25 protein-coding genes are annotated in these 25,026 nt (G+C 43.3%); 17 read left to right on the top strand and 8 right to left on the bottom strand.

All coding sequences use genetic code 11. The features are described 5' to 3' along the window. Nucleotides 1-221: 221 nt before the first annotated feature. From BLR84_RS21690 to BLR84_RS21625, 13 genes are all read left to right on the top strand, one after another. Nucleotides 222-1,481 carry a site-specific integrase gene (locus BLR84_RS21690; RefSeq protein WP_090472314.1) on the top strand — a complete coding sequence of 420 codons (1,260 nt, stop codon included), beginning with the start codon at nucleotides 222-224 and terminating at the stop codon, nucleotides 1,479-1,481. Beyond that, nucleotides 1,471-2,478 (top strand): PDDEXK nuclease domain-containing protein, encoded by a 1,008-nt coding sequence (locus BLR84_RS21685; protein WP_090472312.1) that lies wholly within the window; start codon nucleotides 1,471-1,473, stop codon nucleotides 2,476-2,478. Before BLR84_RS21690 ends, BLR84_RS21685 begins: the two co-directional genes overlap by 11 nt. A 473-nt stretch (nucleotides 2,479-2,951) precedes the next feature. Next, a complete protein-coding gene (locus BLR84_RS21675; RefSeq protein WP_143013967.1) occupies nucleotides 2,952-3,362 on the top strand; it encodes a hypothetical protein in 411 nt (136 codons plus the stop codon). Further along, on the top strand, nucleotides 3,332-3,709 hold the full coding sequence (locus BLR84_RS21670; RefSeq protein ID WP_090472308.1) for an alkylphosphonate utilization protein: 378 nt from the start codon (nucleotides 3,332-3,334) through the stop codon (nucleotides 3,707-3,709). Before BLR84_RS21675 ends, BLR84_RS21670 begins: the two co-directional genes overlap by 31 nt. Before the next feature lie 228 nt (nucleotides 3,710-3,937). Next, nucleotides 3,938-4,603 carry a class I SAM-dependent methyltransferase gene (locus BLR84_RS21665; protein ID WP_090472306.1) on the top strand — a complete coding sequence of 222 codons (666 nt, stop codon included), beginning with the start codon at nucleotides 3,938-3,940 and terminating at the stop codon, nucleotides 4,601-4,603. 50 nt (nucleotides 4,604-4,653) lie between these two features. Next, nucleotides 4,654-5,247 (top strand): class I SAM-dependent methyltransferase, encoded by a 594-nt coding sequence (locus BLR84_RS21660; RefSeq protein ID WP_090472304.1) that lies wholly within the window; start codon nucleotides 4,654-4,656, stop codon nucleotides 5,245-5,247. Between the two features lie 70 nt (nucleotides 5,248-5,317). Then, nucleotides 5,318-6,580: an aminotransferase class I/II-fold pyridoxal phosphate-dependent enzyme gene (locus BLR84_RS21655; protein ID WP_090472302.1), complete on the top strand. Its 1,263-nt coding sequence runs from the start codon at nucleotides 5,318-5,320 to the stop codon at nucleotides 6,578-6,580. Between the two features lie 5 nt (nucleotides 6,581-6,585). Then, nucleotides 6,586-8,184 (top strand): phosphoenolpyruvate carboxykinase (ATP), encoded by a 1,599-nt coding sequence (pckA, locus tag BLR84_RS21650; protein ID WP_090472300.1) that lies wholly within the window; start codon nucleotides 6,586-6,588, stop codon nucleotides 8,182-8,184. A 29-nt stretch (nucleotides 8,185-8,213) separates the two neighbouring features. After that, complete coding sequence (gene gcvH, locus BLR84_RS21645) at nucleotides 8,214-8,606, top strand: glycine cleavage system protein GcvH (protein ID WP_090472298.1); 393 nt, start codon at nucleotides 8,214-8,216, stop codon at nucleotides 8,604-8,606. Nucleotides 8,607-8,616: 10 nt separating this feature from the next. Continuing rightward, nucleotides 8,617-9,708, top strand: a complete 1,092-nt coding sequence (gene gcvT / locus BLR84_RS21640; protein WP_090472296.1) for a glycine cleavage system aminomethyltransferase GcvT — start codon at nucleotides 8,617-8,619, stop codon at nucleotides 9,706-9,708. Nucleotides 9,709-9,876: 168 nt separating this feature from the next. Then, nucleotides 9,877-10,053 carry a histone H1 gene (locus BLR84_RS21635; protein WP_090472294.1) on the top strand — a complete coding sequence of 59 codons (177 nt, stop codon included), beginning with the start codon at nucleotides 9,877-9,879 and terminating at the stop codon, nucleotides 10,051-10,053. Between the two features lie 217 nt (nucleotides 10,054-10,270). Next, a complete protein-coding gene (locus BLR84_RS21630) occupies nucleotides 10,271-10,612 on the top strand; it encodes a hypothetical protein (RefSeq protein ID WP_090472292.1) in 342 nt (113 codons plus the stop codon). 126 nt (nucleotides 10,613-10,738) lie between these two features. Then, the gene (locus BLR84_RS21625) at nucleotides 10,739-10,975 is read left to right on the top strand and encodes a hypothetical protein (protein WP_090472290.1); all 237 of its coding nucleotides are present in this window, start codon (nucleotides 10,739-10,741) and stop codon (nucleotides 10,973-10,975) included. Between the two features lie 45 nt (nucleotides 10,976-11,020). On the opposite strand, the gene BLR84_RS21620 is transcribed toward BLR84_RS21625, so the two are convergent. The 4 genes from BLR84_RS21620 to BLR84_RS21605 all read right to left on the bottom strand — a co-directional run bounded on the left by BLR84_RS21620 (nucleotide 11,021) and on the right by BLR84_RS21605 (nucleotide 14,553). Continuing rightward, the gene (locus BLR84_RS21620) at nucleotides 11,021-12,697 is read right to left on the bottom strand and encodes a SulP family inorganic anion transporter (protein ID WP_218128421.1); all 1,677 of its coding nucleotides are present in this window, start codon (nucleotides 12,695-12,697) and stop codon (nucleotides 11,021-11,023) included. Further along, on the bottom strand, nucleotides 12,685-13,110 hold the full coding sequence (locus BLR84_RS21615; RefSeq protein ID WP_090472288.1) for a DUF983 domain-containing protein: 426 nt from the start codon (nucleotides 13,108-13,110) through the stop codon (nucleotides 12,685-12,687). Before BLR84_RS21615 ends, BLR84_RS21620 begins: the two co-directional genes overlap by 13 nt. A 64-nt stretch (nucleotides 13,111-13,174) precedes the next feature. Continuing rightward, nucleotides 13,175-13,834, bottom strand: coding sequence for a methyltransferase domain-containing protein (locus BLR84_RS21610; protein WP_090472286.1), 660 nt, complete (start codon nucleotides 13,832-13,834; stop codon nucleotides 13,175-13,177). 5 nt (nucleotides 13,835-13,839) lie between these two features. Next, nucleotides 13,840-14,553 (bottom strand): class I SAM-dependent methyltransferase, encoded by a 714-nt coding sequence (locus BLR84_RS21605; RefSeq protein ID WP_143013966.1) that lies wholly within the window; start codon nucleotides 14,551-14,553, stop codon nucleotides 13,840-13,842. 134 nt (nucleotides 14,554-14,687) lie between these two features. Between BLR84_RS21605 and BLR84_RS21595 the strand changes: the two genes are divergently transcribed. Then, nucleotides 14,688-15,395: a Crp/Fnr family transcriptional regulator gene (locus BLR84_RS21595; RefSeq protein ID WP_090472281.1), complete on the top strand. Its 708-nt coding sequence runs from the start codon at nucleotides 14,688-14,690 to the stop codon at nucleotides 15,393-15,395. Between the two features lie 122 nt (nucleotides 15,396-15,517). Here the strand turns inward: BLR84_RS21595 and BLR84_RS21590 are convergent, their stop codons facing one another. Together BLR84_RS21590 and BLR84_RS21585 are read right to left on the bottom strand one after the other, a co-directional pair. Then, on the bottom strand, nucleotides 15,518-17,557 hold the full coding sequence (locus BLR84_RS21590) for a copper-translocating P-type ATPase (RefSeq protein ID WP_090472279.1): 2,040 nt from the start codon (nucleotides 17,555-17,557) through the stop codon (nucleotides 15,518-15,520). A 155-nt stretch (nucleotides 17,558-17,712) separates the two neighbouring features. Continuing rightward, nucleotides 17,713-18,177, bottom strand: a complete 465-nt coding sequence (locus BLR84_RS21585) for a 5-fold beta-flower protein (protein WP_090472277.1) — start codon at nucleotides 18,175-18,177, stop codon at nucleotides 17,713-17,715. Nucleotides 18,178-18,611: 434 nt separating this feature from the next. Between BLR84_RS21585 and BLR84_RS21580 the strand changes: the two genes are divergently transcribed. The 3 genes from BLR84_RS21580 (at nucleotide 18,612) to BLR84_RS21570 (ending at nucleotide 23,346) form a co-directional block, all read left to right on the top strand. After that, nucleotides 18,612-19,649: a zinc-dependent alcohol dehydrogenase family protein gene (locus BLR84_RS21580; protein WP_090472372.1), complete on the top strand. Its 1,038-nt coding sequence runs from the start codon at nucleotides 18,612-18,614 to the stop codon at nucleotides 19,647-19,649. Between the two features lie 110 nt (nucleotides 19,650-19,759). Beyond that, complete coding sequence (locus BLR84_RS21575) at nucleotides 19,760-20,602, top strand: universal stress protein (protein ID WP_090472275.1); 843 nt, start codon at nucleotides 19,760-19,762, stop codon at nucleotides 20,600-20,602. Between the two features lie 50 nt (nucleotides 20,603-20,652). Beyond that, entirely contained in the window at nucleotides 20,653-23,346 is a 2,694-nt protein-coding gene (locus BLR84_RS21570) for a cation-translocating P-type ATPase (RefSeq protein ID WP_255367013.1), read from the top strand. Here the strand turns inward: BLR84_RS21570 and BLR84_RS21565 are convergent. Both BLR84_RS21565 and BLR84_RS21560 read right to left on the bottom strand, forming a co-directional pair. Next, complete coding sequence (locus BLR84_RS21565; RefSeq protein ID WP_090472371.1) at nucleotides 23,343-24,413, bottom strand: AI-2E family transporter; 1,071 nt, start codon at nucleotides 24,411-24,413, stop codon at nucleotides 23,343-23,345. The genes BLR84_RS21570 and BLR84_RS21565 overlap by 4 nt on opposite strands. A gap of 11 nt (nucleotides 24,414-24,424) precedes the next feature. Next, nucleotides 24,425-25,024 carry a CDP-alcohol phosphatidyltransferase family protein gene (locus BLR84_RS21560; protein ID WP_255367012.1) on the bottom strand — a complete coding sequence of 200 codons (600 nt, stop codon included), beginning with the start codon at nucleotides 25,022-25,024 and terminating at the stop codon, nucleotides 24,425-24,427. Nucleotides 25,025-25,026: the final 2 nt, after the last annotated feature.

The following is a 25,026-nucleotide window of genomic DNA, read 5'->3' as shown; positions in this document are numbered from 1 at the left end:
AGAAGCTTTGAGATGAGTAAAAATAGCCTTTCCAGTGTTAAAATAAGGTTTTTTTTAAAAAATCCCATATCAGATTCAATCAATCTTTTTAAAGCTGATTGGGCATGCTTGGAGGCTACCATTTTGATGCTGAAATTGGTAATGAACCATTTTCGATGATTCAATGAAATCGGGTTTTGAGAGCGAACGAAAACAAATCGTTCACTTAAAATTCAATTTCCATGAAAGTCAATGAAAAACTTTCTGTCCTGGTACTGCCAAAAAGTGCCAGGAAATCCAAGGACGGTGCCCTATCGCTGGACATCCGTATTACAGTTAACCTTAAAAGGGCGGTAATTTCTTTAGGTCAAAAAGTCCCTGAAAGTCTATGGGATCAGGAAGCGGGCAAAATGCAGGGTAATACCCAGGAAGCCCGGTTACTAAACAATGCTATTGATCAATGTAAGGTCAAGCTTCGGCAACTCTACCATTCGCTGGAATTGCTGGGTGATGAGGTTACGGTCGAAATGCTTCGGGATGCCTATCAGGGCAAAACGGAGCAGCCCAAAACCTTGCTTAATGCGATAGACTTCGTTATTGAGCGTTTTGAAAAGAAAGTAGAAAAACAACACCGTTCGGTGGCCTCCTTAAAAAAGTGGCACACGATCCGGGCAAAGACGGTCAGTTTTATCCGGCACCAATACAAGGCAAAAGATATCCGATTGGATAAAATCCGTTTTGCATTTGCCGAAGACTTTGTGGATTACCTGATGCTGGACGAGGATATTAACGCCAATACAGCTAAGAAATATCTTAAACACATTAAACATGCCATCAAAACCGGGGTCGAGAGAAACTGGATACCCACAAACCCGATACAAACCTTTAAATGTGGCTATGTTGATCCCGAAAGGGATATCCTGGACGAACGGGAAATCATGACACTTTATCAAAAACATTTTGAGATCAAGCGATTGGAAGAAATCAAGGATGTTTATCTGTTTATGTGTTTTACCGGGTTTGCCTATAAGGATACCAGCCTGCTTACGCCAGACCACATTATTAATTTTTTTGACGGTGAAGAATGGATCGTCAAAAACAGGGAAAAAACCTTTTGTCGGGAAAATGTGCCTTTATTACCAATCGCGAAAGAAATCATAAAAAAATACAACAACCACCCCGTCCGCAAAACTAAGGGCCTATTGTTGCCCGTATTGAGCAACCAGAAATACAATGCCTATTTAAAGGAGATTGTAACGATCTGCGGTATTAATAAGACACTAACTACCCATACCGCACGGCATACCTTCGCGACCACAATTACGCTGGCCAACGGCGTACCGATAGAAACAGTAAGTGCGTTGCTCGGTCATAAATCCGTTAAAACAACCCAGATTTATGCAAAAATTGTCGCACAAAAGATCAGTGAAGAAATGAGGGCATTGAAGCAAAAATTAGCCTTTAAGTTACCCATCTTAACCTTAGAAAGTCATGAACATTAATCAAGCCATCATAACAGATATTAAAACCATAATCCAGAATTCCAGGGATAGAGCAATCCGGGCAGTTGACACGGAACGAGTACAAATGTACTGGCACATTGGTCAACGCATTTTTATAGAAGAACAGCGAGGAAAAGACCGAGCCGATTATGGAACTCAGCTAATAAGAACTATTTCGGAGCAACTACAACCTGAATTTGGCAGCGGGTTTTCTTACAGACAACTCAACTGGTATCGCCAGTTTTACCGGATTTTCCCAATTGTGTCCGCACTGCGGACACAATTGGGCTGGACACATTACAAAACATTGATAAGTATTGATAATCAAGACAAAAGAGAATTTTATATAGCCGAAGCCATAAAAAATAATTGGTCATCCCGCCATTTGGAACGCCAAATTCATAGTAGCTTGTGGGAACGTCTGTTGATGAGTAACGACCGGGAAAGCATATTAGCGGTTGCCAGAAATGAGCAACAGCCAGCTGATGCTAAAGATATTATTAAAGACCCAATGTATCTCGAATTTCTAGGGTTACACCGGGAAGCGTCCTATTATGAAAAAGATTTAGAGCAGGCGATTATTACCCATTTGCAAGACTTTCTTTTAGAACTAGGCAATGGGTTTGCGTTTATAGCAAGGCAAAAGCGTCTGCATATTGAAGGGGACGATTTTTTCATTGATCTTGTTCTTTATAATCGCCTTTTACAAGCATTTGTTATTGTGGAAATAAAAACTACCCGGCTTAACCACCAGGATATCGGACAACTACAAATGTATGTGAACTATTATGACAGGATCGAAAAGAAAGATTTTGAAAATCCCACCATTGGCATTCTACTATGTGCGGAGAAAAACAGTGCCGTAGTAAAATTTTCCCTGCCGGAAAACAATAAAACCATTATTGCCAGTGAATATAAATTATACTTCCCGACGGAACAGCAATTGATCGACGAAGTTAAAAAAGAGCTAGAAAAGAGAGGAAATGACCATCTATAGAATAAAGCCTTAATCATGATTAAAGCTTTATTGTTTTAAGTGGAATGGACGGGACTTTTTGACCTAAAGAAATTACGGCCCTTTTATACGGATGTCCAACGATAGGGCATCGTCCTTGCTCCCGAATCATCTGTTAACTTATGTCAACCAAAAGCAGACGAGACCAAACGACAAGTAAAATCAGGGCGAAACATATTTTCTTTTAAAACCTCCTCCCCACGATAATTTTAATAATAGCCTTATCTGCGTTTTGTGTAAAACCGTAGCCTATGCTACCATTAAATTCCCACTTAGGGTCAAAATTCAAATCTGTTGCTATAAATAACTGATGGTACTGCTGTTTGAAAGCGTCATAGTGAAAAAATGGACCGGTACTGCCATAATATTCTAATCCGAGGGCGACAACTTTAGTTACGTCGTAGCTGCCTTTAACATTGGGTGAAAAGGTAAATCCCCGATTTTCATCCGGGCCTTTGAAGCTTTTCTCTAGTGTTGGGTTAATGGAGGATACCTGGAAAGTGATATTGCCGGTTGAACTGCGCCCCCCGGGCTACGGTTCGGGATCAGATCGTGAAGATAAAGGATCGATTGACCATAGTCCCCGCAATTCATTCAGTACTTCGTTCTCTTTGTCGCAGGTACTAACGCCACGGCTACAGACCTTACTGATCATCGAACCTTCCTATCAGCATGGCTTGCTGGCCACCAAATACCAGCGCGATTATTTTACCGATGGATCTGAACGGGTAGAAAACCTGCCAGGCAGCAGGTATAAACTCCCGATAGCGGTGCGGTTTAATTACTTCCTGGGTGATCATTGGACAATAACCATTGGAATTGCCTCATCAGCAGTATGTGGAGCGAGGTTCCTGCTGTTCAGGTAATGAGCTGGCGGATGCTCAACCGCCTGCGGCAGGAAAGCTGGGCCGTAGACGGCCTGGACATGATGTATTTGGATGATACGCAACTGGCCTGGGCCAAAGCTACCGGTGATCATGAAAACGATAACAGTGTGGACCTGCACAAAGATTGTAACGGACAGGTATTACAGGCTGGGGATAACGTGGTGCTCATTAAATCGCTTGATGTAAAAGGTAGCTCGCTGAATGCCAAAATGGGCACGGTTGTGAAGAATATAAAACTTGTGGAAGATAATACCGAACAGATAGAAGGTAAGATAGAGGGGCAGACTATCATTATCCTTACCAAATTTGTAAGGAAACAGCACTAACATTTCCTATGTTACAATATCGAAAAAGGGGAAATGATAGTTGTCTGAAATCGCCCCTTTTGTTCAACACTATACCGGGATGTGGCGACTTCGCATTATCAGTTTACTTAGAAATCCTGCTAAATCAAGTTCAGCATGCGGGTATTACCAGGTAAAAACTGATAAATATCACCTTCCTCATTGATTTCTTGCAGGTGAAAGCCCTTAGACAGGTGGATATATTTGCAAGTGCTTAGTCAATACCCATTTTCATCATTTCCGCCTGAGCCCGAAGAGCGGCAGCAGGGCACTATTATACCTTTCAGAAAGAAACACCCCAATGATTCCTTCTTCCGCAATGAAGCGGAATTTGATTGGCTTTATCCCGAACATTTGCAATTAATGTCTCAAAAACATTGGACACCTATTGCCATAGCCAGGAAAGCTGCGGAATATTTAGCTGTAAAGCATGCAAAAATTCTGGATGTGGGTAGTGGCATCGGAAAATTCTGTCTAACAGCGGCACATTTTTATCCTGATTCTTTTTACTTCGGTGTAGAGCAGCGCCATGAACTGGTTCATTACGCCAAAAGCGCCAAAAGATACCTGGGGATGGATAATGTCGATTTTCTGCATGCCAATATTACCCAGATCAATTTCCATGAGTTTGATCATTTCTATTTCTATAATTCTTTTTTTGAGAATATAGACCAGGTGAACGCGATCGACGATAGTATAGAGACCTCCCATAGCCTCTACACGTATTATTCGGTGTACCTAAAGGGCGTGCTAAGCGAGAAACCAGAAGGAACCAGGGTCGTAACTTACCAAAGCCTCGGTGAGGTTATTCCATCCGGTTACAGGATGACAGGCCAGTCTTATGATTCCTTGCTGCAATTTTGGATCAAAGAATAATTATCCACTTAAACTCAAAACTTAAATAAAACCTCATACACCTTTTTCAAATGTATAGCGATACCTTAAATATTTCCTATTTCCGCAAAGACGCAGCCTTTGATACTTTATATCCCCGGCATATACGGGAATTATCAGAAATGCATTGGACCGCATTGGATGTCTCCCTGGAAGCCAGCAATTTTTTAGCGGCCCCGGAGGCCCGGGTCCTGGATATCGGGAGCGGCGTCGGTAAATTCTGCATCGCCGCTGGTGTCTATCACCCGGAAGCTACTTTTTACGGTGTTGAACAACGGGAAGAATTGTTCCATCATGCTCAAATAGCTAAAGAACAGGTCGGGGTGTCCAATGTCCAGTTTATCTATGGTAACCTTATGGACCTGGATTATGACCAGTATGATCATTTTTATTTTTACAATCCTTTTTATGAAAATATAGAACCAAAAAGCCGGATCGATTATACAGTCAGTACCTCGTTTGAATTATATCATCAATATACCCTATTCATTTACGAGATGCTGAACAAGAAACCGACCGGTACTAAACTGGTAACCTTTCATGCGCCAGACAAACAAATTCCGGCCAGTTATCAATTAATGGACAATTCCTATAGCCGGGTTTTGAAAATGTGGGTCAAGGAGTAAGCGAGTTGGTTCAAGCCCAGCTATAGGCATGTACGGTTTACTGATGAACGATCATAATTAATATTTATTGATGAATTTAATAAAAAAAGCACTATCCAAATTAGGTCCTTTAGGCGATCATGCTCATTATGCCCATGGTTATTTCACTTATCCCCGGCTCGAAGGAGAACTGGGGCCTAAAATGAATTTTAAGGGAAAAGAAAAGCTGGTCTGGAGCCTGAATAATTACCTGGGGCTGGCCGATGATCCTTTAGTCAGGCAGGCAGACACTGAAGGTGCCAGGCAATATGGCCTGGCCTATCCTATGGGGGCTCGTATCATGACCGGAAACTCAGTGCTGCATGAGCTACTGGAAGAGAAACTTGCTGCTTTTGTGTCCAAACAGGATACTTTTTTATTGAACTATGGCTATCAGGGCATGGTATCTCTTATTGACAGTATGGTTGACCGGCATGATGTGGTGGTGTATGATTCGGAAGCTCACGCCTGTATCATTGACGGACTCCGCTTACACCCCGGGAAACGTTTTGTCTACCGGCACAATGACATGGATGACTTTAAGAAACAATTGTTCCGTGCCAAAAAGCTGACGGATGATAGCAAAGGGGGTATCCTGGTCATTACCGAGGGCGTTTTCGGGATGCGGGGAGATCTGGGTAAATTGAAGGAAATTGCTGCATTTAAAAAGTATATTGATTTCACGCTGTTGGTTGATGACGCTCATGGGATCGGGGTCATGGGCAATCACGGTGCGGGGACCGGCGAAGCCTTGGGCGTACAGGATGAAATTGATCTTTATTTTGGCACATTTGCCAAAGCATTCGTGGCCATAGGCGCATTTGTATCGGGGAACCAGGACATCATCCAGTACCTCCGTTATAAAATGCGGTCGCAGATTTTTGCCAAGGCATTACCCATGCCATTGGTATTTGGTTTACTGCAAAGGTTGGAACTGATCCGGACACGACCAGAACTCCGCATCAAGCTATGGCAGATCACTCATGCGCTGCAGGATGGGCTGAAAGAAGCAGGTCTGGATGTGGGTGATACCGAATCCCCCGTTACCCCTGTCTATTTAAGCGGGCCGGTTAGTCAGGCCACTGCATTGGTGGAAGATCTTCGTGAAAATCATCATATTTTTTGTTCCATGGTAGTTTATCCCGTTGTGCCCCAGGGTACGATCATGCTCCGGCTCATCCCAACTGCCGTACACACTTTTGCAGATGTATATAAAACTGTCGCGGTATTCAAGCAGGTCAGGCAAAACCTGATTGCGGGCAAATACGCTGTAACCGACGGCCCTTTAACAGAAACAGAACAAATTTTAAACTGATCAACATGAAGAAACTGGTGGAAAATTCCCTGGATTATATCGGTTTACAAACCAGCAGTCAGCTCAACTGGAATACCCCTGCCCCCGAGCTGATCCGCCGGACGATGGATGCCAAACAGGGGTTTCTGACAGATACCGGTGCGCTTGCCTGTGATACGGGAAGGTTTACGGGCAGATCACCCAAAGATAAGTTTATCGTTATGGACGACCTGACCGAAGATAGTATTTGGTGGGGTGATGTCAACCAGCCTTTCAAAGCCTCGGCTTTTGAGGGGCTATACCAAAAAATGATAGCATACCTGTCTTTAAAGGAGATCTATGTACAAGATGTGTACGCTTGCGCGGCGATCACTTACCGTTTAAAGATCAGGGCAGTTACCGAATACGCCTGGCAGGCCTTATTCGTACACAATTTATTTATAAGGCCTGAACCCAAAGAACTGGCGGAATTTAAGGAAGACTGGCTGATCTTATCTGCCCCCGGCTTTTTTGCCGACCCTGCTACTGATGAAACGAGATCTGCTAATTTCACAGTAATTAATTTTTCCAGGAAGATCATCCTGATCGGTGGGACAGCCTATACAGGAGAAATCAAGAAAAGTATTTTTACGATATTGAATTTTTTATTGCCCCAGCGGCAGGTTCTCCCGATGCATTGCAGCGCCAATACTTCTGCTCAGGGAGACACGGCGCTTTTCTTTGGCTTATCAGGAACCGGCAAAACTACGCTGTCCGCGGACCCCGCCAGGAAGCTGGTTGGAGATGATGAACATGGCTGGGATGATATCCAGATCTTTAACATTGAGGGTGGTTGTTATGCCAAATGCGCAAATCTATCCCAGGAAAAGGAACCGCAAATATTTAACGCCATTCAATATGGCGCCTTATTGGAAAATACCTGCTTTCATCCGGGTACAAGGCGGGTAAATTATGAAGATATCTCCGAAACTGAAAATACCCGTGCAGCCTATCCGCTGGATTTTATGGATAATATCCAGGCTCCTGCTGTCGCAACAATACCCTGGAATATTTTCTTTTTGTCGGCAGATGCCTTTGGGGTTTTACCGCCCATATCTAAGTTAACCCAGGAGCAGGCTATGTATCACTTTCTTTCCGGCTATACCGCCAAAGTTGCTGGAACTGAAATGGGAGTTACGGAACCCAGGACTACTTTTTCAGCCTGTTTTGGAAAACCATTTTTACCACTGCACCCGATGCGCTATGCCCTGTTATTGGGAGAAAAACTTAAGAACAATCTTATACAGGTATGGCTGATCAATACGGGCTGGACTGGAGGAAGCTATGGGACAGGGACAAGGATACCGCTCGAATATACCCGGGCCATGATCACGGCTGCCCTGAACGGAAACCTGCAAAGAGTATCCTTCACCAGGGATACTTTTTTTGGGTTGCAGCTACCCGATTCCTGCCGGGGTGTGCCATCGGCTATCCTCAACCCGCTAAATACCTGGAAAGATCCTGACCAATATCGTATCGCGGCAGGAAAATTAGTACAGCAGTTTATTCAGAATTTTTCACAGTACCAGGATTTAGCTACGCCGGAGATATGGAAAGGCGGCCCCATCATTGAAAAGTTTATTTAATACCATTGAACCATAAAAAAATACAGATCATGAATTACCCGCAACATTTACTTTATACCAGTGACCACGAATGGATCAGCTTCGAACAGGACCATGCATTGATTGGTATCACCGATTTCGCACAAAAGGAATTAGGAGATATCGTTTATGTAGATATTCCATCCCTGGACAAGATCATTGCTAAAGAAGCCATATTTGGCACGGTGGAAGCTGTAAAAACGGTTTCTGACCTGTTTATGCCGGTAAATGGCAAAGTAATAGCGATCAATCCTTTGTTGGAAACAAACCCGGAACTGGTGAACCAGGATCCTTATAGCAGCTGGATGATCAAGGTTTTGGTGACCTCGGCAAGCGACCGGGAATCCCTGTTGACTGCAGAACAATATCAGGCGCTGATCGTAAGTAATCCTTCATCACATTAATAAGCTTATGATGAAGAATACGTCACTGGCAGCAATCCATCAATCGTTAAACGCAAAAATGGCTCCCTTCGCGGGGTACAATATGCCCATCCAATATTCAGGGATCAACGATGAACATGAAACTGTCAGGAACCAGGTAGGGATCTTTGATGTGTCGCATATGGGTGAGTTTTTTGTAAAAGGTCCGAATGCGCTTGATCTGATTCAGCGGGTCACGACCAATGATGCTTCGACCCTGTATATCGGGCAGGTACAGTATTCCTGTATGACCAATACGCAAGGTGGTATCATTGACGATCTGTTGGTATATCGGCTGGACCTGGAGATCTATATGCTGGTGGTAAACGCATCCAATATAGAAAAAGACTGGAACTGGCTGGTGGACAACAATTATAAGCATGCAGAATTGGTAGATCGATCAGACGAGCTTTCGCTGATCTCCGTTCAGGGTCCATATGCCGTTGATACGCTTCAACGCTTAACCTCCTATCAATTGAACCTGATCCCTTATTACCATTTCAGGGAATTGATGTTAAATGGTATCCCCGATATGATCGTATCCAATACGGGCTATACCGGAGCCGGAGGGTTTGAGCTTTATGTACCTAATCATTCGGCAGCCGCCCTATGGAAGGCAATCATGGCCGCAGGCTCCGCTTACCGCATTCAGCCTATCGGACTTGGAGCCAGAGACACCCTTCGATTGGAAATGGGCTACTGCTTGTATGGCAACGATATTGATGATCATGCTACGCCTCTGGAAGCCGGATTGGGCTGGATAACCAAATTCAACAAAGAATTCAACGGGAAGAATGTTTTACAGGAACAAAAAAGCACCGGAGCGAAACTGAAATTAGTTGGTATTAAGATGATGGAAAGAGGTATCCCACGCCATGGATACCGTATCTTGAATATGGATGGTGAACCTATCGGGGCGATTACTTCAGGCACACAGTCGCCGACACTAAAAACAGGAATAGCATTAGGCTATGTTGCTATTGATGCGGCAGCACCCGGAACAAATGTGCTGGTAGATATCCGGGGCCTGCCAATGGGTGCTTGTGTCAGTAAGATGCCCTTTGTACAAAGTCAAATAAAATAATCATCTATGCAACCCTGTAATTTGCTAATAGGAAGATTTGTCCAAATGATCAGGAAGAATGTCAATGATCATCAGAAAGGCTATTTATACTGAAAATTTTTAGTTTTACCTGTTTGTTTTCAAAAAGGAACGAAAAACAAACATCATTTATTTACTTAATAAAAACATATGGAAAAATTCAAATCGGTAAAAGACCTGGTGGCTTCTGTAGGAAGCGACGTGGTCAGCTTTTACGAAAAAGGCAACAAAGCGGCGGGGACAAGGCTTAGAAATGCCATGCAACAATTAAAAGTTATTGCAACGGATATTCGTAAAGAGGTAACAGAGAAAAAAAACAATCAATAATAGTTTAAAAATTGTTTTGGGAAAATAAGCCCGGTCAAAACTGACCGGGCTTATTTTATAATGTAGATTCGACTATTTAACAGGTAGCACAACCTGATAAATATCAGTATTGGGGCTGATATTTTATTTATATAGCGGCTGAAGTTTGAAGTACTTTTGACTATCGGGAAACTGAAACCATGGAAGGAAATAGGGAAACCGGATATCAAAACACCTGATGAGTTTATTAAAAAAAGACAGTAGCATCAAGGAGCATTTCTTTATAGGTTATGATCTGCATAAAGCCGGGTTTATTTTTGATCCTCCCCACATAGCCTGTAATTTTAATTTGGATCTGTTATGTGGGATCGCTGCAGACTTTGCAAAGGTATCCGCTTCAGGGGCCGGGATAAGCGTACCTAAAGATGGAATCATAGCTGAATTACTTAAACTTTTACCATCGGTCAGCAGAGATGATTTTATTGTGGTCTTGTCACTCAATAAAAAAGGGGTTATGGCCGGAAGAATAACCCATAGGGAAAGTCAACTGTTCAATGAATTATTTGACGAGTCCTTTTAACATGCAATCGTGTCAATCCACCAAGCCAAATCGCCAACAGGTATTCAACGTAAATATTTACGTTGAGCGTCTTGTGTCCTTTTCACTTTTAAATACACAGCGATTTAACCTAATTTCTATTTACCTATGATCGGATTTCCTTTACGTGTAAATTATAAGCAGCAAGACTATATCTATTATATTATTTCCGCTCCGAGTAAAAAAAGCCCTACCATTGAAATTCTTTTAGATGGTAAAAACCATACGCTCATCCTGAATGAAAATAAATTATGGATGGAAGAAGCGCCTGAAGAGAACACCGTTCTTGAACCGGGGTTGATCCTGGCCATTAGCAGGGCTGTAACGCTGCGCTATCCTATTTAATCCAGAAACAATGATGCCTTAGTTTGCGATTCAGGAATTGTTTTTTCAGACATTTGATAAGACATCATTCGCCCGTTTTAAAGCTTTTTCAAAACTGTCCTTGATATTACCTTTCCCTATTTGAAACAACAAACGTGCTTTTTTTAATTCAGCCATTACCTGTTCACTATTCACCTCGGAAAGGATGAGTTTGGTTCCTTTCTTTTTTATTTCCTGATGAACATCCCGCAATACCCGAATACCAGTCGCATCAATAACAGGTACGTTCCCCATCCGGATGATCAGTACCCTGGCGGGCATCTCCAGTACTTTCATCGCATCTTTAAATTTATAGGCTGCACCAAAAAACAGAGGGCCGTTGATTTCAAACACGTCAACCCCTACGGGAATAACTTCCGGATTAATTTCCTGATCAGGTAACTGATCTACGGAAAAAACAGCTTGCTGTACAGAACTTGTTTGCATCATTTTGCGCATAAACAAGAAGGCAGCCAGGATCATTCCAATTTCAATAGCTACCGTCAGGTCCACCAGTACGGTCAGCCCAAAAGTGGTCAATAAAACGGCGGCATCACTTTTTGAACCTTTCAGTACGGCCATGAAATTTTCCAGCTCGCTCATGTTCCAGGCGACCACGATCAATATACCTGCAAGTGTTGCCATCGGGATCAGTGCCGCCCATTTGCCTACAAAAAGCATGATCAGGAGCAGGGTGATGGCGTGGATAATCCCGGCAATAGGTGTCCGTCCGCCGTTTTTAACATTGGTGGCTGTTCTGGCAATCGCACCGGTGGCAGGGATGCCCCCAAAAATGGAAGAGCAGATATTCGCCAGTCCCTGAGCGATCAGCTCTGTATTAGACCGGTGGTTTCCGCCGATCATGCCATCTGCAACAACCGCTGATAACAAAGACTCAATACTACCCAGCAATGCGATGGTAAAAGCAGGCCTGATCAATTGCTGGATGGTCGCCAGGCTGACGCCCGGAATTACCGGGCGTGGTAAAGCAGAAGGGATAGCCCCGAAACGACTACCAATGGTTTCTACGGGAATATGAAAGAACCAAACTACCCATGTGCAGATCACAATAGCGATCAATGAGCCCGGGATATTATGGGTTACTTTGGGCCACAGCAAAACGACCAACAGGGTAAAAACCCCGATGAACAGGGCATATAGATTTACAGAAGACAGATGCTGCCCATAATCCTGCCACTTGCTGATAAAATCAGCTGGAACACTTCCCATTTTCAGCCCCAAAAAATCTTTGATCTCGGAGGAAAAAATGATGACAGCGATCCCCGTGGTAAAGCCAATGATCAGGGGATAGGGAATGTATTTGATGGTATTGCCCAATTTGGCCACCCCCATGATGATCAGGAGTATCCCGGCTATAAAGGTGGCGATTACTAAACCGCTGACACCGAACTGCTGGACGATTCCATAAACAATGACGATAAAGGCGCCCGTGGGGCCACCGATCTGTACCCGGCTGCCTCCTAAAGCGGAGATGACCAGCCCGGCAATAATAGCGGTAAAAATGCCTTTTTCGGGAGATACACCAGAGGCTATGGCAAAAGCAATGGCTAAAGGTAAGGCCACAATACCCACAATTACACCAGCGACAATATCTTTATAAAATTGTGCCCTGGTGTAATTTTTAAGGGTATCGATCAGTTTTGGCCGGAACAAATTCATCACGCTGCTCATTATTGAAACCATTTATATTTATTCCCGTCGGTTGGCGTATCCGTATCCAGATGTGGTTGGTAATGTACCTTGGGTGACAGCCAGTAAAGCAGTATCACACGAGAATACCGGAAATTCAATGGAGAGAGTACCAATAAGCCACCCAGGATGGTGGCAAGATATAACCAGGGTGAGTCGTTATTATGGGTGATCAGGAAGGTAGCCACCCATAAAAATCCCCCCTCTGCTACATTCATCGCGTAGCTCACATACATCGCCGCATAGAAATAACCCGGTTCGATCTCAAAGACCATCTGGCAATGCGGGCAATTCAGGTTGATCTTGTTAGAGCCTAAGCTGTATGTTGCCCCCTCAAACATATTTCCCCTTCGGCAGCGCGGGCATTTGGCGTGCAGCATGGCCCATGATTTTGATGTTCTTCCCATGATTTATTGTATCAACACGGTGCTTTTTTTATAATATTTTGAACTATTATGCTGGTCCAGGAACTCATTCTTTGATCCACATTTTCAGGAACCTGCTATAGGAATTACTAACCAACTGGTAACTTGGGGGAACCTGGCTATCGGCCCCATGGAATGTCACCAACCTTGTTTCCGGAGGCTTTTTATCCAGCATTTCATAAACAAACCGGCTATAGCGATCATAAAGTTCAAATGAAGTTTTTACCACATAATCGATCCGGCTGTCGGGTTCGATATTTTCGTAAAAAGGGTTATAAAAATAAAAGTGATCGTAATCGGCAAAGTCCAGCTCAGTCAGGTTGCCGTGAATGAAATTTACATTGGGTAAATCAATTTCCTCCCTGGCTATTTCTGCGAAGGTAAATAGTTCGCTCCTCTGTTCAATACCGTAAAACGCCGTTTCCGGATTGAAAAAACCAGCTACCAGGCAAAACTTTCCGACACCGCTCCCGATGTCCAATACTTTGGCATTTGGAATGGCCAGAAATTCGCCCGCTTTTTTTGCGATGTTAACGGAGGTCCAGTGCATAGGTGATAATGCCTGGATATGTTCCGGGTAGAGATCATCAAAAACATGGTCTTTACGAAAAAGGGACGGACTTAACGTATCATGAAGCATATTGCTGTCTTTTCTATCGGTTTCAAAACCCCGGAAGGGTGCGTTTAAAAATCTGAATACATTCATTTGGACTATTCTTTGATCCACATTTTTAGCAAAGTATCATAGGAAACATCTGCCAGCCTATAGTCAGGCGGGATCTCCTGTTCTAAACTGTGAAAGGTGACCAGGCGTGTTCCGGATGGTTTTGCGCTCAGCGCCATATAAAGGTATTGGGTATAGTAGTTATATAGGCTCTCCGATAATTCGATCGTATCATCAATTTTATTCATTTGATCAATATTCTCGAAGAATGAATTATAAAAATAGAAGTGATCAAACTCTTTAAAATTAATCTGAGTGACATTCCCGTAAATGAAATTCACATTGGGCAGATCCGTATATCTTTTGATATTCTCTGCCAAATGATGTAATTCATGTCTTTGCTCCACCCCGTAAAAAAAAGTTTTTGGGAAATGATAACCCGCAGTTAAGCAGAATTTACCGGCGCCACTACCAATATCAAGCACCCTGGTGTTGGGTAAAGACAGGAACTCAGCGGCTTTTTGGGCAATAGGCAACAGCGTGAAATGTTTGAGCGATAGTAATTGAAATTGTTTTGGGTATAGCCAATCAAATTCCGTGTCATCGCTGAATAAGAGTTCATTGATCAGTTTTTTTTCCGGCGATCTGGTTATTTCTGGTTTGATTTGATCCTGGGGATCGAGTGGCAGAGGCGAAAACTGATCATCTTTCATCGTATACAAATTTAGACCTATAGCAGCGGCAATGGCATGGTATGACATCAGCGCGCTGGCTGATATTTATCAGTTTTTGCCGATAAATAGGAGCGTTATATCTTCCAGGCGAGTACGCTTTTTGCTCATGCAGTGCGTGGCAGTTAATCAAATAGGCTTTAATAAATTCGTATCTTTGTAACATGAGCCTATCTGGAATTTTTCCGATTGACAAATGGGAATTCACAACACAGTCTGTTCTTAATACCCTCTCAGAAGAAGATTACCATTTTTTGATCTCCCGGCAGGGAGCGCAGAAATATCAAAAAGGGGAAATTATTTTCAAGGAAGGTGTTGTGCCTTCCGGTATTTATTTTATCCACCAGGGGAAAATAAAAAAGTATAAAGTTGACAGGAGCGGCAGGGAGCAGATCATCTACGTAGCCAACAAAGGCGAGCTGATCGGGTACCATGCAGTCTTAGCGGAAGAACGCTGTCCTGATTCTGCCGCCACCCTGGAAGATAGCCTGGTCAGTTTTATTCCTAAAGAAGATTTTTTAACTATTCTGGATAAATCTCCGCTTTTTGCCCGGCGTTTATTGAAAACATTGAGCCATGAATTTAGTGTACTGGCCAATGGTATTTCCGTGATTTCTCAAAGGACCGCGACGGAACGGCTTGCCATCGCGCTGATCGTGTTGAGGGAAAAGTTTAAGGATGAAGGATCCGGTGAACAAGCGATTATTTTGAATATCTCCAGAATGGATCTGGCCAGCCTGGCCGGGATTGCCCAGGAAAATGTGATCCGCCTGTTAAAGGAATTTAAAGAAGAAGGTATTTTGGAAACGGATGGCCGAAAAATATGGATCAAAGATATTAAGCGCCTAGTTAAAAAATCAAACTACGGATGAAGGTCGATTTCTTAATTCGCTTTCATGAAAACGATAATTGCTAAATGATAGCTTCATCCATGGGGCAATATGATTATCAACAAACAGGCTGGTAATCAATATGGACTATCAATGATTTGTGATTAAGCTTTTACTTTAAGCAAACTTGCATTAATAGCCACGACAACCGTGCTGACCGTCATCAAGACTGCGCCTGCAGCCGGACTTAATACAATGCCCTGGTTATGCAACACACCGGCAGCCAGCGGCAATGCGATTACATTGTAACCGGTTGCCCAGGCCAGATTTTGAACCATCTTTCTGTAGGTCGCTTTACCGAATAAGACCAGGTTGACAACATCCTTTGGATTGCTGTTCACCAAAACAATCCCTGCAGTTTCTGCCGCTATATCACTACCCGAACCTACGGCTATGCCAATATCTGCCTGGGCCAATGCAGGAGCATCATTAACGCCGTCACCAGTCATGGCAACAAACTCGCCTTTGCTTTGCAGTTCTTTGATTTTTTCCAATTTCTGATGCGGTAATACCTCGGCAATAAAACTGTCCATGCCTAACGTTTTGCTGACACTTGCAGCTACCTTACTGTTATCCCCGGTAAGCAATATGGATTTGATATTTTCGTCTTTTAGCGTTTTAATAGCTTCTGCTGACTCTGGCCGGATCTCATCTGATAGTGCGATGTATCCTGCCAATTTTTTATCGATCAACACAAAAACCACTGTTTCCGTATCATCTGCTTTAAAACCATCAGGAACGGTCAACTTATTTTCCTTTAAATAACCGGGGCTTATAACTTCTATCTTTTTACCCTCTACAGTGGCTTCAACACCCTGACCAGTAATCGCCTTAAAATTTTCCGCCTTTGGAATGGCGCTCTTTAAATCCCCCACTTTTTGCAGGATGCCGGTGGCAATCGGGTGCTCTGATTTTTGTTCCAATGCAGATGCCAGGCGAATGAGCTCATTTTCGTTGAAATCGTTATTTAAGGAGACTACCTTTGATACTTCAAACTTCCCAACGGTAAGCGTGCCTGTCTTATCAAATACAATCGTGGTAATTCTTCTTGCGTTCTCAAACGCGGTCCTGTTCTTGATCAATAAACCGTGTTTTGCAGACAAGGCGGTTGATTTGGCAACTACCAATGGTACGGCCAGCCCCAGGGCGTGAGGGCAGCAGATCACAATAACGGTCACCATCCTTTCCATCGCAAAAGCTAAGGTTTGCCCGGTTAAATACCAATACAGAAAGGTAGCGATACCGGTAATCAACGCAATCACAGTCAGCCATCTGGCTGCTGTGTCTGCCAGCAACTGGGTTTGTGATTTCGATTTTTGCGCATCATCAACCAGCTTAACCACCTGAGACAGGTAGGAATCTTTGGCTGCATGGGACACCGTAACTTTAAAAGATCCGTTACCATTGATAGATCCCGCGATCACTTTATCACCTTTGATTTTTTGTACAGGTTTGGATTCGCCGGTCAGCATGGATTCATTCAGGTAGCTTTCTCCTTCCAGGATGATCCCGTCTGCTGCAACCTTTTCACCTGGTTTGATTAGGATAATATCGTTCTCTTTCAGGGTATCGGTCTTTACGTCATGTATCATGTCCTTCATGACCATGTGGGCATCTGATGGCATCAACTGTACGAGTAATTCCAGTTCATTTGATGCGCCCATTACCGACCTCATTTCGATCCAATGGCCTAAGAGCATAATGAGGATCAGCGTGGCCAGTTCCCAAAAGAAGTCCATACCTTTTAAACCAAAAACAATGGCTACACTATAGCTGTAGGCCACGGTGATGGCAAAGCCGATTAGAAACATCATGCCGGGGTTCTTTGATTTCACTTCATCTGCCAACCCAGTCAAAAACGGCCAGCCGCCATAAACAAACACCACGGAAGCTAATGCAAAAAGCACGTAAGGTGATCCTGTGAAGCTGAAATCTACGTGCAGCCATTGCTGAATCTGCATGGACAACAGCAGGATCGGGACAGTAAGCAATAACACTACATAAAACCGCTTTTTAAAATCAGCGATCATCATGGCATGGTGGTCATGTTCAGACATGCCATGATGCGGATCATGCCCGTGCTGCATTTTGCTATGGTCCATATGCTCCATTTTCATTTCGTTTGCCTGGTTAGTGTGTTCCATTTTGGATTGGTAATTTCCCGTTAAGGTTGGTTTACTATAAAAGTACGCATCTGTTTAACAACCGGCCCGCTATTTAAATTGACATAACCAGGTATTAATAAAAAGGCTGGGTATCCGTTAGAAAGCCCAGCCGAGTGCCTTGATGGAACTAATTGTTAGACCTTTGCCTTTTTTGCTTCGTCCTTTTTCTTTTGCTGTTCCAGGAAATAACAATGTGCAGCGCAGGCATGCAACTTATAATTCAGGTGCGCCGTACCAAAATTATGCCCTTTTGGGTCTAAAATGGCGCATTTTTCTTTATCCAGATCTTTCGTGTTAAGAATGTTCTCTCCATGGATATTGTAATAGGCCCCATTTTTCCTGGCCATACCCATTTTTTTACCATTCGCGTCGATCACATTACCGGCTCCGTCAATAAAATAAAGTTTTTGACCTTTGTTGTCACGGACGATATTGTCTTTATCAATATATCCCAGTGGCGTGCCGCCGTGGTTGTGTATGCCGCCTTTGGCGTTGATATAGACTTTAAATGTCGTGTCTTTTTTGGTTTGCCCCCATGCACTAACGGTGACACTTGTTGTAATTGTTAGCATGACTAAAAATAAAAGTAGCTTTCTCATGATGTTGATTTTATCTGGTATAAATCTCCCTTGTTTTTATTTCTAATCAAATGATAATCAATTTGTTATTAAGTGATGGTAATCACTTTTTTATTTACTTCAATGATCAGAGTTAATATGTCCCCCAAAGTCATATCGCTATCATAGTGATTGGATACTGAAAAATGCTTAGTGATGATAACGCTTTTTCTAATAGGTATACACAGTTTATTGCTTGGAAGTTGAATGGAGCAGGTCGATTCATCATCTATATGCCATCAGAAATTTCAATGTCACTGGTCGTTCTGTGGCGTTGTGCTTAAAAGAACAAAAACGAACAGCTTCGACCTGCTAAATAGTGATAGATGTCATTTTTTAAACTGACCATCAGCATCTTAAATAAGCAAATTAGCAGCAGTTTTGTAGTTGTTAGCAAGGTGTTAATTCCAGAAAATATGAAAGCATTAGTTTATCACGGGCCAGGTCAAAAATCCTGGGAAGAAAAACCCCAACCGACAATAGTGTCACCCGGTGATGCCATTATAAAAATCCTGAAAACTACGATCTGCGGAACCGACCTGCACATTATGAAAGGCGATGTGCCGGGGGTGATTGATGGCAGGATCATCGGGCATGAAGGCGTTGGTATTGTTGAAGAAGTGGGCACCGGGGTAAGCAATTTCAAAAAAGGAGATCATGTCGTAATTTCCTGCATCACATCCTGCGGTAAATGTAGTTACTGCAAAAAAGGTATGTATTCGCATTGTGCTGATGGCGGCTGGATATTGGGGCATTTGATTGATGGTACCCAGGCTGAATATGTAAGGATTCCGCATGCTGATAATAGTCTTTACCACATCCCGACCGGAGCGGATGAAGAAGCTTTGGTCATGTTAAGCGATATTTTACCAACTGGTTTTGAATGCGGCGTATTGAACGGGCAGGTGAAACCGGGCGACATGGTTGCCATTGTAGGTGCCGGCCCTATTGGCATTGCCACTTTGCTCACTGCACAATTTTATACGCCGGCAGCAATAATAATGATCGATCAGGATGTAAATCGTTTGGAAGTGGCAAAAAAATTCGGTGCTACGCATACAATCAATAGCGCTGCCGCAAATACGTTTGAAAAAATCATGAGCATAACTGATAATATCGGGGTTGATGTAGCCATTGAAGCTGTAGGCATTCCTGAAACCTTTGAGTTATGCCAGGAAATTATAGCTCCAGGCGGCCGCATTGCCAATATTGGTGTTCATGGAAAAAGTGTCTGTTTGCATCTGGAAAGTCTGTGGTCAAAAAACATTACAATCACCACCAGGCTGGTTGACACCGTAACTTCACCAATGTTGTTGAAAACAGTACAATCAAAAAAAATAGAGCCTGACAAGCTAATCACACATCATTTCAGACTAGATCAGATCATGGAAGCCTACGATACATTTGGCAACGCAGCCAAAGAGAAAGCGCTGAAGGTAATTTTGACTCCCTGATCAGCCGCCAGGTCATATTTCCAAAACCAAACACCTGCTGTCTTTAATAACAGGGTTGCCCCCAATGATGAATAAAACAACACTATAACAGTTTAAGGACTGATTAAATTATGGAAAAGATACTTGTTACTACCGACCAGTCCGCCAATTCAAAGGCGGCTATCCGTTTTGCCATAAAACTGGCCAGACAGCGTAAAGCGGAATTGATCATCCTTCACGTGTACCACCTTTTAAAGCCTTTCAAATGGAGCGACCACGCTTTTGCGGAGTATACCGATAGCTTCAGAAAGAAAACGGTGGAAGAATTATCATCGTTCATTGCCGGTATCTATCATGATATCGATGAACCCGAAATTAACCACCAATTAGTCCTGGTATCCAATATCGATGTGGTAGATGGGATCAAGGATTATGCAGGCAAGTACAATTGTTCTTATATCTGCATCAGTACAAGGGGTGCCGGTGCCCTTACAAAAATATTTGGTACGCATACCGCTAAATTGATCAACAGTTCTTCGATCCCTGTTTTATGCATACCAAGCGGCTACCATTTAAAGGATTTAAAACACATTCTTTATGCATCGGATATGACCGATTATGAAAACGAACTTAAAAAAGTTGTAGATTTTGCCAGGCCTATTCATGCCAGTGTCGAGATGATGCATATTGCCTATCCCCATGAATTCGCTTTTGACAAGGAACTGGCGGAAGCGACACTACAGAAAAAAACGGATTATAAAGTGACCATACTAAATCCTCAAAGGGATATTACCAATGCCTTGCTTCAGGATATAGACCATGCTGTTAAAATCAGCAAACCTTCTCTTTTGGTCTTATTCACCCATCAATCAAGATCCATGTTTGAAAAGTTATTTTTTCCTTCCAATGCCGAAGAGTACTCTTTTTATGGAAAAATCCCTTTACTCACCTTCAATAAAAAAGAAGAGAGGTAAAAGCTACTTATTCCCTTTTCCTTGAGCGCAAAACCAATTTCAGCATGATAATGAAATACCCTTTAGACCATCCTTTTTCATTACCTGTTGAAGAAGTTATTACACTGATACAAGCCAATAATGTTGAAGGGATCACCCATCATGAGGCTGAAAAACGCGGTCGTGCTTACGGCCCGAATAGCTACAAAACTCAAAAACAGAAAGGCCTTTGGCTGATCCTGCTATTACAATTCAAAAGCCCTATTGTTTACCTGCTGATAGTTGGGGCTGCCGTTTCCCTTTACTTCAAGGATATTTTGGAAACCATAGCCATTTTGGCCGTCATATTGATTAATGCCCTGATCGGCTTTTTTATGGAGTTTCAGGCACGCAGCTCCATGAACGCGCTAAAAAAAATGGATATCATGCTGGCCAGGGTTATCCGCGGGGGCAAATCCAGATCGATCCCATCAGAACAATTAGTCCCAGGCGATCTCATTCCGCTGGAAGCCGGAGATATTATCCCGGCGGACGGCCGGTTGGTTGCCGTTAACCGTTTACAATGCGATGAATCATCGCTTACCGGCGAGTCTCTTCCTTCAGATAAAACTATTGAAGCATTAAAAGAAGATACGATTGTTGGGGACCAGCATAACATGGTTTTTAAGGGCACTTCGGTCATTAACGGGAATGGCAAAATGGTGATTACGGGTATTGCAGCAAATACGCAATTAGGCACCATAACTTCATTGGTAGAAAGTTCCGTGGATACAGTTACCCCTCTGGATAAAAAGCTGAACAAATTAACCCGGAAACTGATCTTTGTCACACTCGTCATGACCGCGATATTTGCAGTAACCGGATTTATCCAGGGCAAAGCCACACTAACTATTATAGAAACATCCATTGCGCTGGCGGTGGCTGCTATACCCGAAGGTTTGCCTATTGTTGCAACGATTGCATTATCCTACGGTATGTTACTGATGGCCAGGCGTAACGCTGTAGTAAAAAAACTATCTGCCGTAGAAACGCTGGGCAGTACCGGGGTTATCCTGACGGACAAGACGGGCACCCTAACGGAAAACAAGATATATGCAGATACTTTGACGTTTCCGGATGAAACCATTAAAGTACAAGTAGAAAAGAACCTGTTAAAATTCCCTGAGGGAGCAGTTAAGATAAGTGCCGAAAATTTTGATAAACTGTTATTAACAGGTGTTTTATGCAATAATGCCATTATTGAAACAGAGGACAAAAATGCTGAGTCCGCTCAGTTTTCCGGGGACCCGGTAGAGGTCGCGTTAATACAAATGGCCATTGCTGCCGGCTTAGATACACGGGGTTTAATGAAGCAATATGTACGTATTGCAGAAGTGCCCTTTAATTCGGAGATCATGATGATGGGCACCTTGCACCAAACACCGTCAGGATACTTTGCTGCGGCCAAAGGCGCTGTTGAACATTTGCTGGAGAAATGCAGCCAGGTTCAGTCGGGGGCGCTTATCAAAATACTTGATAGCGAATCCCGTACAACCATCCTGCTCAAATCGGAGAAAATGGCGGCCAGTGGACTGCGGGTGTTGGCATTTGCTTACCGGTCGGGTGAAGGGCTTGATACGCATAATTATTTGAATGAGCTGGTGTACATCGGAATGGCCGGCTTTCTTGACCCACCCCGGATGGATATCAAAGGAGCTATCCTGAGTTGTAGAAAAGCGGGCATTAAAGTCGTGATGATCACCGGGGATCATCCGCAAACAGCATTAAATATTGCCCGAAAGATAGGCTTGATCGATGAGGACAACAAGGAGGTGATTACCGGAAAGGAGCTGCCCCAAGCCGAACTATTAACAAAAGTATGGCGGCAACGTATTCTGGCAACCGCTGTTTTTGCAAGGGCCTCCCCCAAGCAAAAACTGGAAATCGCGGATATTTTTCAACAAGCCGGATCAATAGTTGCCATGACGGGTGATGGTGTAAACGATGCACCGGCATTAAAGAAAGCGGACGTGGGTATTGCCATGGGCATCAGGGGAACCCAGGTAGCCAAAGAAACGGCGAGCATTGTTTTGAAAGATGATTCTTTTACATCCATAGCCCAGGCGGTGGCGCATGGCAGGGAGATTTTTCAGAATATTCAAAAGTTTGTGGTATACCTGGTATCCTGCAACCTGAGCGAGATATTCATGGTAACTATCTTAGGCGTAGTTATACCGGGTGCCACCTTACTGCCGCTACAGATCCTGTTCTTGAATATGGTGACAGACATCTTTCCGGCATTGGCGCTGGGCTTAGGTACAGGAGATAAAACGGTGATGTCGAGACCTCCAAGAGCCCCTGAAAAGAATATCATTACCAACAAAAAATGGCTGGCTATCGCCTTATACTCGGCTGCTATCACTTCGGCAGTAATCATTGTGGTTATTTATTGCAAAGAAGTGCTGCATAGCGATGATCGTACCTGCAATAATGTCGCCTTTATCACCCTCACTTTCGCCCAACTATTTCATGTGTTTAACATGTCCTCGGATGGCGCAGGATTGTTAAATAATGAAATTACCAGGAACAAATGGGTATGGATCGCCATTTTGATCTGCAATGGTCTGACACTAATGGTCTTTGCTGTGCCTGGTCTGCGTTTAGTTTTAGGGCTCTCGGTACTTTCTTTTAAATTATGGGTAGCCGCTATAACCGTTAGCCTGTTGCCATTGGTTGTTTTCCAGGCTTTCAAAGCCGTCCAGAAAATAAATAACCGAAAGGGCTAAACTCGCATCTGGCTCTTTAACGGCCGTTCATCGCCCAGCAACACACCCCATTGCTTATAACTTTCGCTACGGTCGAACACGATCTTTAAAATAGAAAGCACCGGCATCGCGAGGAACATGCCCGAAAGCCCCGCCATCACCCCGCCAATGATAATCCCAACGATGGAAACAAGCGGGTTGATTTTTACCTGTGAACCCACGATACGCGGCATCAGAATATTATTGTCAAGGAATTGCACCGCCGTAATGGCTCCCAATACGATCAGTACATCTGCAATGCTGTCTGATGAAGCAAGGGTTAGCAACACGCCCAGAATATTGCCGATCAGGGCGCCCAGGTAAGGGATCAGATTTAGAAAAGCGAAGATGATACCAATGAGTAACGCATTCTGAATACCGAAAAGCCATAAAGCACCGCCCAAAAGGATAATGATGTAGGTTATCTGTATCAGCAGCCCCACAAGGTAGCTTTTAACCATTTTTTCAGTCTGCCGTACGGCTTCCTCTACATTTAAATACTCCTCTTTTTTAAACCACATCAGCAGGAACTTTAAAAAAAGGTTCCTGTACAGGATGATCAGGTAGATGTAAATAGGAAGCAAACCTATAAATATCACCACGCCGGACAAAGATCCCGCCGCGCCGCTCAAAACTCCGCCTAGGGAACTGAATAGCTTTTTGCTCTGAACGTTAATGAATTTCACCTGTTCTGCCGGGGAGTATCCAAATGATTTGCTGATCCAGATACTTAAATTATCCAAATGTTTGGTTACAGTGTGTTGTATCTGCGGAAAATCATCTAACAAAGCACCGATCTGGCTGGAAAATAGCCAAATAATCAACGCCACGATGATCGTTAATAATAATATCGGTAAAAAAACAGCGATCACTTCCGGCACTTTTAACTTCCTGAAAAAGCGGAAGACAGGTAAAAGCACCAGGCTGAAGAAGAACGCCATTAACAAAGGCATAATGATCGTATTTCCAGCTACTATGATCGTTCCTAAAACAAACAGGCCAATGAGTTCTATGGCCCGTTTTACGGTTACCGGCATTTCTTTTACCATGGGTACGGTTTTTACGCTTTTTGCAGTGCGCGTTTTTTTATTACCCAATATAAACCTTTTATATCAGTTTCCCATTTGGGGATAATAAGGACAAGGGTAATCTCCTCCAACAAGTCGAGGATAGTTAAGGCCGAGACCAGGTAAAATAGCGTATAAATAGGTTCGGGTAACCAATAGAATAGCACCAGGAATATGCCCTGAAAAACAGTGACAAATTTGGCCAGGTAGGTATGAAAGCTACTGATCTTACAATACCGAAATAGCGCAAAACCAATCTGGGTGCCAAAAAGCACTACTTGTAATAAAACTAATACTAACTCTTTTCTCAGGAATTCCGGATTTACCAAAACTATACCTATGATAGCCACCGCGATGGTCAGGTCGTCTGAAACAGAATCCAGGATCGAACCGAATACGCTGCTTACTTTGTATTTGCGTGCCAGGTATCCGTCAATCGCATCCGTAAGAAAACTTACAACCAGTAACCATTTAAAAACAGCAAGCTGCTCATTGAATAATAATGTCAAAAGTACCGGTACTGCTAACAACCTGTAAAAGGTGATCGCATTGACCATATAATAACCGGGTTTATGGATAGGGTTGATCAACATGG

This window comes from Mucilaginibacter sp. OK268, assembly GCF_900103125.1.
In the GTDB taxonomy this organism is placed as follows: Bacteria; Bacteroidota; Bacteroidia; order Sphingobacteriales; family Sphingobacteriaceae; genus Mucilaginibacter.
This window is presented reverse-complemented; position numbering and strand designations above follow the sequence as displayed.

Bases quoted from the DNA above. Each gene is read 5' to 3' on its own strand.
- BLR84_RS21590 (WP_090472279.1), bottom strand. From the start codon at position 17,557: ATGGAACACACTAACCAGGCAAACGAAATGAAAATGGAGCATATGGAC.
- BLR84_RS21690 (WP_090472314.1), top strand. From the start codon at position 222: ATGAAAGTCAATGAAAAACTTTCTGTCCTGGTACTGCCAAAAAGTGCC.
- BLR84_RS21595 (WP_090472281.1), top strand. From the start codon at position 14,688: ATGAGCCTATCTGGAATTTTTCCGATTGACAAATGGGAATTCACAACA.
- BLR84_RS21670 (WP_090472308.1), top strand. From the start codon at position 3,332: ATGTGGAGCGAGGTTCCTGCTGTTCAGGTAATGAGCTGGCGGATGCTC.
- BLR84_RS21655 (WP_090472302.1), top strand. From the start codon at position 5,318: ATGAATTTAATAAAAAAAGCACTATCCAAATTAGGTCCTTTAGGCGAT.
- BLR84_RS21560 (WP_255367012.1), bottom strand. From the start codon at position 25,024: ATGTTGATCAACCCTATCCATAAACCCGGTTATTATATGGTCAATGCG.
- BLR84_RS21605 (WP_143013966.1), bottom strand. From the start codon at position 14,553: ATGTCATACCATGCCATTGCCGCTGCTATAGGTCTAAATTTGTATACG.
- BLR84_RS21625 (WP_090472290.1), top strand. From the start codon at position 10,739: ATGATCGGATTTCCTTTACGTGTAAATTATAAGCAGCAAGACTATATC.
- BLR84_RS21565 (WP_090472371.1), bottom strand. From the start codon at position 24,413: ATGGTAAAAGAAATGCCGGTAACCGTAAAACGGGCCATAGAACTCATT.
- BLR84_RS21620 (WP_218128421.1), bottom strand. From the start codon at position 12,697: ATGGTTTCAATAATGAGCAGCGTGATGAATTTGTTCCGGCCAAAACTG.
- BLR84_RS21580 (WP_090472372.1), top strand. From the start codon at position 18,612: ATGAAAGCATTAGTTTATCACGGGCCAGGTCAAAAATCCTGGGAAGAA.
- BLR84_RS21685 (WP_090472312.1), top strand. From the start codon at position 1,471: ATGAACATTAATCAAGCCATCATAACAGATATTAAAACCATAATCCAG.
- BLR84_RS21630 (WP_090472292.1), top strand. From the start codon at position 10,271: ATGAGTTTATTAAAAAAAGACAGTAGCATCAAGGAGCATTTCTTTATA.
- gcvH (WP_090472298.1), top strand. From the start codon at position 8,214: ATGAATTACCCGCAACATTTACTTTATACCAGTGACCACGAATGGATC.
- BLR84_RS21610 (WP_090472286.1), bottom strand. From the start codon at position 13,834: ATGAATGTATTCAGATTTTTAAACGCACCCTTCCGGGGTTTTGAAACC.
- BLR84_RS21570 (WP_255367013.1), top strand. From the start codon at position 20,653: ATGAAATACCCTTTAGACCATCCTTTTTCATTACCTGTTGAAGAAGTT.
- BLR84_RS21660 (WP_090472304.1), top strand. From the start codon at position 4,654: ATGTATAGCGATACCTTAAATATTTCCTATTTCCGCAAAGACGCAGCC.
- BLR84_RS21585 (WP_090472277.1), bottom strand. From the start codon at position 18,177: ATGAGAAAGCTACTTTTATTTTTAGTCATGCTAACAATTACAACAAGT.
- BLR84_RS21635 (WP_090472294.1), top strand. From the start codon at position 9,877: ATGGAAAAATTCAAATCGGTAAAAGACCTGGTGGCTTCTGTAGGAAGC.
- BLR84_RS21575 (WP_090472275.1), top strand. From the start codon at position 19,760: ATGGAAAAGATACTTGTTACTACCGACCAGTCCGCCAATTCAAAGGCG.
- gcvT (WP_090472296.1), top strand. From the start codon at position 8,617: ATGAAGAATACGTCACTGGCAGCAATCCATCAATCGTTAAACGCAAAA.
- pckA (WP_090472300.1), top strand. From the start codon at position 6,586: ATGAAGAAACTGGTGGAAAATTCCCTGGATTATATCGGTTTACAAACC.
- BLR84_RS21615 (WP_090472288.1), bottom strand. From the start codon at position 13,110: ATGGGAAGAACATCAAAATCATGGGCCATGCTGCACGCCAAATGCCCG.